The following is a 12,507-nucleotide window of genomic DNA, read 5'->3' as shown; positions in this document are numbered from 1 at the left end:
CTATAAGGGATATTATGCGGTTATCTTTAAAAATGAAATTGGTTTTATCAAGCCTTTCATTAATTTTTTTGACAATTGTCGTATTAGGTTGGTTTTCCTATCAATCGATGAAAGATCAAGCTTGGGATGCCATACGCAGTGAAAGTCACAACACAGCAGCGGCTTATAGTAAGGGAATTGGGGACTGGTTTGGGGCCCGCCAACAAGCGGTTCAAGCATTAAAAGAAGCGATTGAACTAGATCCAAATTTAGACATTGTTTCTCACTTAAAACAAACACTGGTATCGGGTGATTTTGGCCTGAGCTACTACGGTACGCGTGAAGGTGTCATGCACCGTCACGATCCATCGCTCAATAAAGCAGGGTACGATCCGCGTAGCCGTGGTTGGTACAAAGAAGCGTATGCGGCTCGCCAACCTATTACAACTAAGCCTTATGTTAGCCACACTATGCAAACACTCGTGGTGACGTTAGCCGATCCTGTGTTTCAACAAGGCCAAATTATTGGTGTCGCGGCCTCGAATCTTGCCATGGGCGAGTTGGTCAAAGATGTATTGAATATTGCGGTACCGGGTAAAGGCTATGCGATGTTACTTGATACTCGCGATAACGTTGTTGTTGCTCACCCTAATGCAAAAATGCAGTTAAAACCACTGACTGATATTGGCGCTGACTTTGCGGCTGATAAGCTGCAACGCGTTATGTCGGCGGATAACTTCTTTTTTAGCCAAGTTGGCGGTGTGGAAAAAGCGGTTGTGGTCGCAGCAGTACCGAATACATCTTGGGCGATTGCGCTAGTGATGGATCAAGACACACTTGAAGCACCAATGCGTGATATGTTGATCAAACAAGCCTTGATTGGCTTAGCTATTTTGCTCTTTGTTTCTGTTTTTGTGGCTTGGCTAGTGACTCATCAATTACGAGAACTGAATACTGTCTCTAATGCATTGGCAGATATTGCAAACGGTGAAGGTGATTTAACGGTACGTATTGATGTTCAAAGCGATGATGATATTGGTAAGTTAGCCGACAACTTTAACCAGTTTGTTTCTCGCCAACATATTATGGCGACCAAACTGCGCGATATTACGCATCACTTAAATGAAGCCGCGGCAAATACGGCAGACTCTGCCTTGGCACGTAGTGAAAGTATTCGTCGTCAGCAAGATGAAATCACTATGGTGGCGACAGCGGTGGCAGAAATGGCGAGTGCAACGCAAGAGATTGCGAATAATGCCGAAAATACAGCGAAGAGTGCAGAAGAGGCAGTTGGTTTATCTGAAAATGGGCATACTCAGGTAGGGCAGAGCCAAACATCAATAGGTAACTTAGCGCAAGAAGTTGATAGTGCGGTGAGTATTATCGAACACCTTAATGATCATGCATTAAAAATTAGTTCAATTCTGGCAACCATTCGTTCGATTGCCGAACAAACAAACTTGTTGGCCCTTAACGCAGCAATTGAAGCGGCACGCGCAGGCGATCAAGGCCGTGGCTTTGCTGTTGTGGCAGATGAGGTACGCGTACTTTCGCAACGTACTCATACTTCTACTGAAGAAATCCAATCTATGATTGAGACTTTACAGTCAACGACAAAGCAAGCGGTTGATGTGATGTCCGATAGTCATCAGTTAGCTGAAACCAGTGTTCAAGATGTAAATAATGCTGGTGTAAGTCTTGATGATATCGCACGACAAATCACTGTGATTAACGATATGTCGACCCAAATCGCTTCAGCGGCTGAAGAGCAATCCAGTGTTACTGCTGAAATAAGTCGTAATACAGAAGGTGTGCAAGAAGTGGCGAACCACATGGCGGAAGAAGCACTGGCTGCAGCAAAACAAGCTGAAGGATTAAAGGCGCTAGCTGATCAGCTAGAAAAAGAAGTCGAGCGTTATAAGCTGTAAGCCTGAAATGCTTATAATTAGCGTTACTTGCTGAAGGCGAATTATCGAGTTAACGAAAAGCCATCCATTGTTAGTTCAGTAATGGGTGGCTTTCATTTATTCGGGTGTTTGTATTTGTCGTGAATCTAGCGTGATCTTTCTTGCTAGTTTCTGTGAATTCACGCACACTTTGCTCGTTTTTAGATTTATTGTGGTGATTGGTAATGGCCTCTACAGCAGCAGCGCTTCATATTTTGGTGAAGCATAAAGAACAAGCCGATGACATCCTTAAGCAATTGCAAAAGGGTGCTAAATTCCAAGTGTTGGCAAAAAAATATTCGACTTGCCCATCAGGTAAGCGTGGTGGTGATTTAGGTGAGTTTCGTAAAGGTGCTATGGTACCTGCGTTCGATAAAGCCGTGTTTTCTGGCAAGGTATTAGAAAACCTTGGCCCTGTGAAGACTAAGTTCGGCTACCACATCATTAAGGTACTTTACCGTACCTAGCTTGAACGAATACACCTAATTGCTTATCTATAATGTGGATGAGTTTCTAAATGAATGGCCTCGCTTTTTGCGAGGTTATTTGTTTCTGAGGGGGGGACCTTCTCTATAATTGAAATGGTTGTCTTCAGTATTTTTAGCTTTGACTGGAGAAAGTAAGCCCAAAAACATCGATGGTAAATGCTCTTAGGCTTTACATGACAATCTAAATAGATGTTGGCATCATTTTTTGAAGTAAGCGGATCATCTCATCTTGTTCTTTAGGTTCAAGCACATCGAGGATCTCTTTATTTACTTTTAAAGCAAGGGGCTGCAAAGTGCCTTTTAAATCTCGTCCTGCTTCTGTTAAATAAATGCGATAAGAACGGCGGCTGTTTGGATCATCACGACGTTCAACTAACCCTAATATTTCGAGTTTGTCGATAATACGTGTCGTGGTGGAATTTTCCACTTTGGCAATTTGGGCGATCTCTCGCTGAGTAACGCCTTCTTTTTCCCACAAACACATCATAGTTGGCCAGAGTGAACGCGGAAAATCATGCTTCGCGAGTTCGGTTTCGAGATTTTTTGCTGCTTGGCTTGCCACTACATTGATCATCCAACCAAAACTCTTTTGCCTATCAAACTGTTCGTCCATTATTTTTCTCTTATGCGAATGCAACTATTGCAATAGTAACGAATCCTGCGGCAGTTAGCACGATGAAAGCACGTGTGTTAGACGCAAAATACAGTGTATTAGATGTTTCTCGTCTTTCATTTTGATAGCCAGTAAACATTGCTTTTACTAAGGGTTTTGCGCGTAGTTTATAAAGAAGGATTGCCCCAAGATGTAAAGCGATCAGGATGGGTAATCCGTTAGCTAAAAGAAGATGGATACTCTCTAATACAGTGAAAACACTATCCGTTAGCCAATAGTCGGAAAAAGGGAGGTTATCGAGTAATCCCGCAAGGGCTAATCCCGACACGCACTGCAATAACAGAGCGCTAATCATACAAATAACCATCCATCCTCCCAGTGGATTATGGCCTGCTTTAGCTTCTTCTTTACCACGCAAATAATTGATAACACTCGATGGTGAGCGCAAGAAATGCGTAAATCGACTGGTGTCACTGCCTACTATTCCCCAAATCAATCGCCACACAATCAAGGTAAACAGCATAAGCCCAAGAGGGATATGCGCGTCTTTACCTGCAAAGCCAGATGCAAGAAGTAAGCAAAATAAAGTGGCTTGTAGCCAGTGATAAATACGTGCGGAAAGATCCCAAATTTTCATTTTATACCCTTAATCAAAGTTCGATGCGTTGATGCTCTCACTATGCGATGGAAATAATTTACACAGCAATAGTTGCAATTGCAACTGTTGCTGTGTAAATTAAAAAGCAAGCCAGCAGTGGTAATCAATAAAACTCGGAGAAAGTCATGAGAAAGCCAATGAATAAAAAAGTATGTGCCTTGGTATTGCTGCCGCTGGTTATCAGCTTGCCAGTGATTGCGAAGACTGGTGTTGAGAGTGATGACCAAGCGATCGCGCAGCGCCAAACGGCTTTTAGCAGCATTGAAAGTGACTTGAAAACAGCCTCAAAAAGTATTGACGGTCAAGATACAGATTGGCAGCAGCTTGCTTTACTCAGTGCACAACTTACCGAGCACAGTAAAGCGCTCATGACATTATTTCCTGAGGGGAGCCAAAGCGGCAGTAAAGCGAAAAAAGAAGTATGGAATAAGCCTGAAAAATTTAACGTCTTGTTGGCTCAAATGGATACGGGTTTCCAGCAAATGTACCAAGCCAGTGAACAGCAAAACCTTAATGAGCTAAAAGCAGGGTTGTCGCAAGCTGAAAAGACATGCCGCGGTTGCCATCGTAGTTACCGTGCGCGCTTTTAACCAAAAATCTTTCTTAGAAAGAACGTCAGCAAAATAAATATAATTAACCAAAAGGGTAGAACCATGAAAAAATTAATGACTATTGCTACTGTTATCTTTGCCTCTTTATCTGTAAGCACTGCTGTATCTGCCGCTGATTACGGGGTTGAACTAGCATGGAATACTGATAACGCGAATGATGTACTGGCGACGATGTCAGAGCAACGTGCTGCTTTTGGCCAGTTAGTGAATAACGGCGAAATTAAAGATATGTTTGTGTTTGACAGTAGTATTGACGGTAAACTGATGAAGCTTATTCGCTTTGTTATTGATGCTGAAGATGAAGACAGCGCTAAAGCGAAGTTAGCTAGTTTGCCTCTTTATAAAAAAGAACTCGTAAAAATTAATAACGTACGCTTGCTAGGCAATAAATGGTTGGATAATACACCCGTGCACAAAAATTACGGTGTGACATTTACATGGCGTGAGGGGATTGAGGCATTAGAAATGGATCGCGTACTTGGCGTGGATTTGCAACGTGTTATTAGTTTAAATCAGGCGGGTCTCATTACGTCTTCGTACTTGAATACTCAAATGCTAGCTGATGGTGTGGAGCGTCCTATTTATAATGTTTCCTTTTTAGCGACAGATGCGCAGCATGCGCGTGAGCTAACAAAACAATTTGAAGCGGTGAATTTGGGCTATGCTACGGTTGAAGTGATGTATTTAGGTCATAAAGTGCAGCTAACTCAGTAAATTGTAGATACAACAAAGCGGTATATTTGATGACAGGAAAACCGCCAATGTAATTATTGGCGGTTTTTTAATATACGCAGTTACTCAGCAACGACCGATTAAAGTACGGTGATCACGTCTTCTGCTGCCAGGCGAGATTTAGGCAAACCGTAGTTGTAATCACCATCTGCCAGGCGGTAGCCCATGGCTAGTGCAACATCACAAACGTAACCATCAAGCTCGTCTTTAAATGCCTCACCAATCAAAGTAGAGTCCACGCCTTCCATAGGGGTTGAGTCGATACCTAAGCGTGCCAATGTATGGAGTGTATTGCCAAGTGCAATGTAGGTTTGAGCTTTCGTCCATTCGCCATTAAAGCCGCTTTCATCTGTATTGGCTTCCGCAAAACCGTATGCGCCATTAAGCATGTTATTGTACATATCTGCAGGTAAATGGCCTGATGTAACCTCTACATCAACAACTTTCTTGTATGCATCTTTATTATAACGTGGGTTATAAGCGAACAGTACAGTGTGCGATGCCTCTTTAGCATGCGGTTGATTAAACTGGTGCATGTTGGCAAAAGTATCATGGAAACGCTGTTTCGCTTCATCGCTTTCAATCACTATAAACTTCCAAGGCTGTGAGTTGATTGACGATGCGGATAGACGAATAGCTTCTTTAATCACATCCATATCTGCTGGTGTAATACGTTTGGTCGCGTCATATTTTTTCGCAGTGTAACGAGTATTTAGGTCAGTGATGATTTGATGAGACATGGTGCTCCCCAGCATTTTACTTGTATTTATAAGGTAACGGCTGTTTGAGTCATACTCCCAACCGTGTTGTTGGCAGCAAGAATAAGGGGAATAACGACAATGAAAAATAGCCATTTCACCCAATCATTATGGAATAAAATGACCATAATGAGGTGATGTGAAGCTATCGTGTGGAGGTTTTTAGCGATAAAAGTGTGATTTATTACCAATTTAATGGGCTGCTCTGTTGTTCAAAAATCACTTAATGGAAAAGGTGGTGGATCGTGAATGTGGTAATTATTGTTATTAGTATCAATAGGGTAGTGCATCCTAACGTCAAACACGGCATGATAAGGGCCATCTCATTTTTAGAACTATTTACCCCGAGGTTCAAATGTTCTGCCATTTCCATCCATCTCCTTTAGGTATAATACGATTGCTCGCTAATGAGCATGGTATAACTGGATTAACGCTGGCGTCACAACGGGAAGATGATGATGTTGATCCCGATTGGCTATTAACACAAGAGCCGTTTATTGAGTGTTGTTATCAGCTTGATGCGTATTTTTCAGGTTCTTTAACCCGTTTTACGGTGCCCCTTGCTCCTCAAGGAACAGAATTTCAAAAGCAAGTATGGACGGCGTTACGCAGTGTGCCTTATGGTGAAACCTGCTCATATAAAGCCATAGCTGAAGCGATTAGTAATCCAAAAGCAGTGAGAGCGGTCGGCGCAGCCAATGGAAAAAATCCGATTGCGATTATTGTACCCTGTCATCGTGTAATTGGAGCCGATGGGAAGCTGACGGGTTACGCGGGCGGTGTAGAGATGAAGGCATTTTTGCTTAAGTTAGAAGGTTCATTAGCCGCGGATTGTTAGTGGCTAAGGTAGGCACTTTTTGAACTGAGCCAAATGATCGTCTTGGACATAAAACTGGTATGTGCCTTGTCGTGGCTTACTGGCTGGTGATGTTTTTACAAGCCTTGTATTTTGCGATGATTTGTTTTTAACGATTTGTTTTTGAAGGGCGAGATCTTTAGAACTTGTGTCTTTTGTGTCAGCTCCGTAGTGTGGAAATAACTCGAAATGACCATTGTCTTGAAACATCAATGAGGTGATTTTGTCGAAAGCTTGTTGGTAATTGTCACTACCTAATACCACAAGGGCACCAATTTGATGTTCTTGGTTAAGAGGCTGCCAATAAGTGGTAAAGACGGCGACAGGTTTGTGTGCTCGTTGATATTGAATGTTTTCATATTGGACCGACGCGTCTTTGTTGTGTGGAATTTTTCGCTTTATTGCTACGTAACGGCTTTGGCTATTTTTGGTATACACCATAGCTAATTGAATCATTGGTTCAAATTGCTGTTGCTGATTTTTCGCTAAATGGAAAAAATCGATACGGCATTGGTCGGCATCTACCGTGATTTGACTGGTGGGCAAAACCTCGGCTTGAGTGCTATAACTGTAAATCGCCACAAAGCCGACGGCATAGAGACCGGCTGCTTTTATTTGTTTTATGACGTAGAACAGAATGAGCCACATACAAGTCAGAACATTGCGAATGAATAGTGACAGTTTATGTGGCGATATGATTTTCCAGTGTATCAGCTATTAGACAAATCTTATTTTTGGTTAGAACGGAACAACTCCGCTTAGGCGATAATAGTGAGTACATTGCTGCAATATATTGAATGTTAAAATTAACTCGCGTTATAAATCTTTGCTTTTACCATGGTGCGATATTGAGCAGGGGTCATCGCGAAAGCTTGCTTAAAACGTGTCGAAAAATGATAGGCATCTTTATAGCCTACTTGTTCGGCTACATCTTGAATACTCATCCCGAAATCACGTAACAGCTCTTGTGCTGCTTCCACTCGTATTTTTTGTAAATATTGGTGGGGGGCTTGCCCGACTTGATCTTTAAATTTTCGACTAAACGTGCGTAATGGAAGTTCACAGGCATCTGCCACTTGTTGTGCTGTTATGGTTTGTGACAAATGACGCTTCATCCAATCTTGCGCAAACGCAATGGACTCATCAAATTGAACCTCTCCACCAATTTGATAAAACGGTTGCTGTGATGACTTCGATATTTCGTGACCGTAATGTGTCTCTATCGTGGTTGCTATTTTCTGACCGTATTGCTGGGCAATCAAAAATAGAATCATTTCAGTTTGGGAGTTGATACTCCCTGTACAGTAAAGGCCATTAGCTGCCGTAATAGATGCCTTCCGATTAAGTTTCACGTCGGGGTATCGGGCAGTGAACTTGTCATAAAAATACCAATGTGTTGTCGCAACTTGATGATCTAACAATCCTGTTTCGGCCAATAACATAACCCCAGTTCCTGTAGCGACTAACTTAGCGCCTTGGCGGTATTGTTCAATAAGCCAAGGCACTAGCGCGGGGGTATGGCTAAGTGCAGAGAGCGGATTTCCCCACATCGGCGGTAAAATAATAATATCGAAAACCGCAGGATCACCGAATGTGATATCAGGTTCTAATCGTAGACCAGCCGTTAATTTGGGTGACGATAAACTAGATGCAATTAACTGAATGCTAAAAGGATCACTACGCTGAAAGCGTTTTTCACGCAAGCTAGCGGCACTGCTTAGCATCTCTGCTGCAAGTGATACACCCGTAATGAGGGCGCGATGGTAAAGCACAAATCCGACTTTCATACACACGGAATCTTGTTTGGCGTGAATGTCAGTGATTTTGGCATAAATGCAGGGTGATAAACTAGCGTAAATTGGTAACCTAGCCGCAAATTATTGTTTTGTAGTAGGCGTCAAATGACAAAGTTACCGCTTATCGTGGGTTTTGGTGGCATAAATGCTGCTGGTCGTAGTTCTGGTTTCCATAGTTATAAGCGTATGGTGTCGGATGTGTTATCTGCTGATGACATGGTATCAACGTGGCAAGATCTTGCACGTCGTATGGGATTAAGCCAAGACGCCAAACTAACCGATGAGCTCATTGAAGCGATTAAAGCGGGCACATTAATCCGTCGAATTGATTCATTTGACCCTGACAATATTTTGCATCAGTACAAAGCGACGATTAATAGTGGTAGCGACACTATGACCTTCACGGTGCGCAAATCTAAGTTGCCAACAAAAATCCCTGAAAACTGGTCACTTGAAACGCAAGGGAACAAAGTGAAAATCACTGTCACAGGTGATCTTGCGGCTTTGCTAGAAGATCGCACTAGTTACCCTGTAACCAGTGGCGGCAATATTCCAGCGGGTTTTGACCCAGGTAGTTTGTACAATTCACGCTTTCACCCTCGAGGCTTAAAACTGACGGTGTACGGTGCTTCTGATGCATTGAACTCTATGGGTGTGGATTGGCAAGAAATTTTAAAACACATTCAGCCTGATGAAGTCTCTGTTTATGCGGGGAGCGCATTAGGCCAAATTGACGATCAGTCACTATCAGGGATGATTGCTGCGCCATTAATTGGTAGCCGTGTTAGCTCAAAAATGATGGCGTTATCTTTTGCAGAAATGCCTGCCGATTTTATCAATGGCTACATGATCAACAGTGTGGGCACAACGGGCACCAACATGGGGGCGTGTGCAACTTTCCTTTATAACCTTCGTCAAGGTATGTACGACATTCAGCATGGCAAATCGAAGGTCGTTATTGTCGGTAATGCAGAAGCACCTGTAGTGGCAGAAGTGATGGAAGGTTTCCGTGTGATGGGCGCATTGGCGGAAGATGAACAGATTAAAGCGCTGGATCAAAGTGATGTTGTCGACAACCGTCGCGCATGTCGTCCGTTCTCAAGCAATGCTGGCTTCACCATGGCGGAATCATCACAGTTTGTAGTACTGATGGATGATGAATTGGCGCTATCGCTAGGCATGAACATTTATGGTTCAGTGGCTGATGTGTTCGTAAATGCTGATGGTAATAAAAAGTCTATCTCTGCACCTGGTGTGGGTAACTATGTCACGGTAGCGAAAGCAACCGCCTTAGCAAAAGCTATTTTAGGCGAACAAGGTGTGAAGCAAACTTATGTTCAAGCACATGGTACAGGGACTCCCCAAAATCGTGTGACTGAAAGCCATATTTTAAATGAAGTAGCAAAAACCTTTAATATCGATCAGTGGCCAGTTACTGCGGTGAAATCTTACCTAGGTCATTCTATGGGCGCAGCGGCGGGTGATCAGCTTATTGCATCGTTAGGGGTGTGGCAGTATGGTTGGGTTCCGGGTATTAGCTCGATCGACCACATTGCTGATGATGTGCACCAATCAAACCTTAACATTCTGATTGATCACAAATATGCAGGCGAAAAAGGTGAAGATTACAAAGCCGTTATTTTGAATGCTAAAGGCTTTGGCGGTAATAACGCAACAGGTTTAGTGCTATCACCAGCCCAAACAACAGAGATGTTAGTGAAAAAATACGGTGCAGAGGTGTTTGCTCAGTATCAAGCGAAAAATTTGCCAATTAGCCAAACGGTAGTCCAACAAGACCAAGCTGCTTGTCAGGGTGTTGAGAATATTCGCTATGACTTTGGTGACAATGTGATGGACGAAACCTCGATAACCATGACACCAGAAAGCATGAACCTATCGGCATTTGGTCAAGAAATTCTATTACCGACTGAGAACCCATATAGCGATTACGCGTAAGGTTTCAACTACGCTAAATTCTTTTATAAAAGCCATACTAAGGCAACTTAGTATGGCTTTTGCTATTTTGAGCCAATACGCTAGATTGGAGTGAGTGAGGCGAATAGGGAGAAAGTGGATGGATGAAAAATTAATAGAGCAGGGTATGGCAGAGTTAGCTTTGCTTGATGTCGATATAGCGAAAGCTTGGCAGGAATACGGTAGTCCGCCACCTCGCTATTTAAAGCCCCACTTTGTCTCGCTATTGTCGATAGTCGTCAGTCAGCAAATTTCCACACAGGCCGCAAAGGCAATTATGTCGCGAGTCGTTGCATTAATGCCAACAGTCACAGCAGAGCATTATTTAACCTTGAGTGAAGAAAGCATTCGAGCGGCAGGATTGTCATCACGTAAAGTACTCTATACCCGTGGTTTAGCACAGGCGATTTGTGATGGGCAGTTAAATATAGATCAACTCGCAACCCTAGAAGATGCGCAAGCGATTGAAAGCATTATGGCACTAAAAGGCTTTGGTCGCTGGAGTGCAGAGATATATCTAATGTTTGCACTAACACGAACCGATGTGTTCCCAGCGGATGATTTAGCTCTACAAGTGGCACTAGGGCGATTGAAAGGGCTTGATGAAAAGCCCACAGCAAAAGTCGCCCGCGAGCTTGTTAGAGCATGGGCGCCATGGCGAACTGTTGGCTCACTTTTTTTGTGGCACTACTACCGAGGTGCGCCTGCCTAAAATGCTTAGCGTTAAATACTACTGTTTGGTGCTGTGGTTATGCATGTTAACCAAAGGGGTAACGGGCAGACAGTAGTAGCTGGTTATCATCGTAACCACTTAAGTTGAGCGTCACGCCAATCGAAATCTGGTCTGTTGCATGGTAGCGATAGAAGAGTTGAAATTTATCGGCATCTTCTTCATCCATGAAATAAGTCCCTAGTGCTGCACCCACTTCTGATATCGGGTTAGCCCATATCGAGAACTCGAGACTAAACTCAGAAAAAGTCTCTCCCCATTTTCCTGATGTTTCATCATTTTTTAAGCTGTGCGCTTTTAAGTAGCCTCGAACATCCGCTCGGTCTGCGATAGGTGCGCTGAAGCCTAAGCCTGCAGCGGCATGCCAATCTGAACTAAAGCCTGTTTGAGCTTCATAAACAACATGTGCATGCTGGTGGACCGGAATGCTCCCTGCAACCCCAATACCGCTCGGATCAGTTGTGACTTGAACTTCTACATAGCTATAAGAAAAGTTGTTAGCATGTGCAAAAGGCGTGGCAATAAGGCTAAGCACGGTCGCTAGTTTGATCGAAAAGTGTTTGAAGTGAGAGTACATTATATTTCGTTTTAATGGTTTGATGGTCAACTACACGAAATTATGTCATAGAATGAATGTTATCTATAGTGTTCTATGATCAACATGATATACCCATGCCGTTTAAATTTGCATGGGTATATATTTATTCGTTTGTTGGTCACCATCTTGGTCATTATATATCAATGGAAATGATGTTGAGATAATACAAAGAATGCTATTAATTCTTATTTGGTATTAGATTTATAGCTGTGTCAGCACATTCACTCTATTCTCTTAAATTAACCGAAAGGGTATCGCGCAGATAATATAAGTTGGCCATTATCAAGGCCGCTTAGTTCTACGGTGGCGGCTAAAGAGACTGTCGGTGTTGGGTGAAAACGGTAGTAAGTTTGTAGTTTAAGTTTCGTTTCATCATCCGAGATGAGGTAAGCCCCTATATCTACGCCAACCTCTGAAACAGGGTTGATCCAGCTAGAAGCATCTATGCTGAGCTCGGTAAACATTCGGCCTAGCTTATTATCTGATTTATTCGACTTTTGTGAGTGGATTTTCAAATAACCCCGCAAATCAGCAACTGTTGAAATTGGCGCATTAAATCCAACTCCTGCAGTAAGTAGCCAATCGCCCTTAAATGCACTTTTTGCTTCTGCAACAATGTGAGCATTTTGATGTATTAGCATTGAGCCGCCAATACCTAAACCTCCAGGAGCAACGGGTACTAGCACTTCGCCATAGTTGTAATTAAAATTGTTTGCGAAGCTTGTAGCTGGAAATATTAAAGTAAGAAAAGTAAAACAGATGAAATAT

14 protein-coding genes are annotated in these 12,507 nt (G+C 42.8%); 7 read left to right on the top strand and 7 right to left on the bottom strand.

Going from position 1 to position 12,507, the window contains the following annotated elements:
* Positions 1 to 14 precede the first annotated feature (14 nt).
* Entirely contained in the window at positions 15 to 1,907 is a 1,893-nt protein-coding gene (locus ASV53_RS18280) for a methyl-accepting chemotaxis protein (RefSeq protein WP_094958145.1), read from the top strand.
* 203 nt (positions 1,908 to 2,110) lie between these two features.
* The gene (gene ppiC / locus ASV53_RS18275; protein WP_094958144.1) at positions 2,111 to 2,392 is read left to right on the top strand and encodes a peptidylprolyl isomerase PpiC; all 282 of its coding nucleotides are present in this window, start codon (positions 2,111 to 2,113) and stop codon (positions 2,390 to 2,392) included.
* A 202-nt stretch (positions 2,393 to 2,594) separates the two neighbouring features.
* Here ppiC and ASV53_RS18270 read toward each other — a convergent pair whose 3' ends face one another.
* The gene (locus tag ASV53_RS18270) at positions 2,595 to 3,026 is read right to left on the bottom strand and encodes a MarR family winged helix-turn-helix transcriptional regulator (protein ID WP_062688961.1); all 432 of its coding nucleotides are present in this window, start codon (positions 3,024 to 3,026) and stop codon (positions 2,595 to 2,597) included.
* A gap of 10 nt (positions 3,027 to 3,036) precedes the next feature.
* Positions 3,037 to 3,663 (bottom strand): cytochrome b/b6 domain-containing protein, encoded by a 627-nt coding sequence (locus ASV53_RS18265; RefSeq protein WP_094958143.1) that lies wholly within the window; start codon positions 3,661 to 3,663, stop codon positions 3,037 to 3,039.
* Between the two features lie 146 nt (positions 3,664 to 3,809).
* Here ASV53_RS18265 and ASV53_RS18260 point away from each other — a divergent pair, with 146 nt between their 5' ends.
* Entirely contained in the window at positions 3,810 to 4,274 is a 465-nt protein-coding gene (locus ASV53_RS18260; RefSeq protein WP_239928848.1) for a c-type cytochrome, read from the top strand.
* 63 nt (positions 4,275 to 4,337) lie between these two features.
* A complete protein-coding gene (locus ASV53_RS18255) occupies positions 4,338 to 5,009 on the top strand; it encodes a PH domain-containing protein (RefSeq protein WP_094958142.1) in 672 nt (223 codons plus the stop codon).
* A 98-nt stretch (positions 5,010 to 5,107) separates the two neighbouring features.
* Here ASV53_RS18255 and ASV53_RS18250 read toward each other — a convergent pair whose 3' ends face one another.
* Positions 5,108 to 5,767 (bottom strand): nitroreductase family protein, encoded by a 660-nt coding sequence (locus ASV53_RS18250; protein ID WP_094958141.1) that lies wholly within the window; start codon positions 5,765 to 5,767, stop codon positions 5,108 to 5,110.
* 373 nt (positions 5,768 to 6,140) lie between these two features.
* Here ASV53_RS18250 and ASV53_RS18245 point away from each other — a divergent pair, with 373 nt between their 5' ends.
* Entirely contained in the window at positions 6,141 to 6,623 is a 483-nt protein-coding gene (locus ASV53_RS18245) for a methylated-DNA--[protein]-cysteine S-methyltransferase (RefSeq protein ID WP_062688968.1), read from the top strand.
* A 3-nt stretch (positions 6,624 to 6,626) separates the two neighbouring features.
* Here ASV53_RS18245 and ASV53_RS18240 read toward each other — a convergent pair whose 3' ends face one another.
* On the bottom strand, positions 6,627 to 7,289 hold the full coding sequence (locus tag ASV53_RS18240; RefSeq protein WP_094958140.1) for a hypothetical protein: 663 nt from the start codon (positions 7,287 to 7,289) through the stop codon (positions 6,627 to 6,629).
* A gap of 158 nt (positions 7,290 to 7,447) precedes the next feature.
* Complete coding sequence (locus ASV53_RS18235) at positions 7,448 to 8,428, bottom strand: GlxA family transcriptional regulator (RefSeq protein ID WP_094958139.1); 981 nt, start codon at positions 8,426 to 8,428, stop codon at positions 7,448 to 7,450.
* A 114-nt stretch (positions 8,429 to 8,542) separates the two neighbouring features.
* Between ASV53_RS18235 and ASV53_RS18230 the strand changes: the two genes are divergently transcribed.
* Together ASV53_RS18230 and ASV53_RS18225 are read left to right on the top strand one after the other, a co-directional pair.
* Positions 8,543 to 10,393, top strand: a complete 1,851-nt coding sequence (locus tag ASV53_RS18230; protein ID WP_094958138.1) for a beta-ketoacyl synthase — start codon at positions 8,543 to 8,545, stop codon at positions 10,391 to 10,393.
* Positions 10,394 to 10,511: 118 nt separating this feature from the next.
* A complete protein-coding gene (locus ASV53_RS18225; RefSeq protein ID WP_094958137.1) occupies positions 10,512 to 11,123 on the top strand; it encodes a DNA-3-methyladenine glycosylase family protein in 612 nt (203 codons plus the stop codon).
* A 46-nt stretch (positions 11,124 to 11,169) separates the two neighbouring features.
* Here ASV53_RS18225 and ASV53_RS18220 read toward each other — a convergent pair whose 3' ends face one another.
* Positions 11,170 to 11,718, bottom strand: a complete 549-nt coding sequence (locus ASV53_RS18220; protein ID WP_094958136.1) for a hypothetical protein — start codon at positions 11,716 to 11,718, stop codon at positions 11,170 to 11,172.
* 260 nt (positions 11,719 to 11,978) lie between these two features.
* On the bottom strand, positions 11,979 to 12,507 hold a 529-nt coding region (locus ASV53_RS18215; RefSeq protein WP_094958135.1), incomplete at its 5' end, for a hypothetical protein.

Origin of the sequence: Photobacterium sanguinicancri, assembly GCF_002265265.1 — a bacterium.
GTDB classification, from domain to species: Bacteria; Pseudomonadota; Gammaproteobacteria; order Enterobacterales; family Vibrionaceae; genus Photobacterium; species Photobacterium sanguinicancri.
The sequence above is the reverse complement of the archived record's forward strand: the minus strand, read 5'-3'. Positions and strand labels throughout refer to the sequence as shown.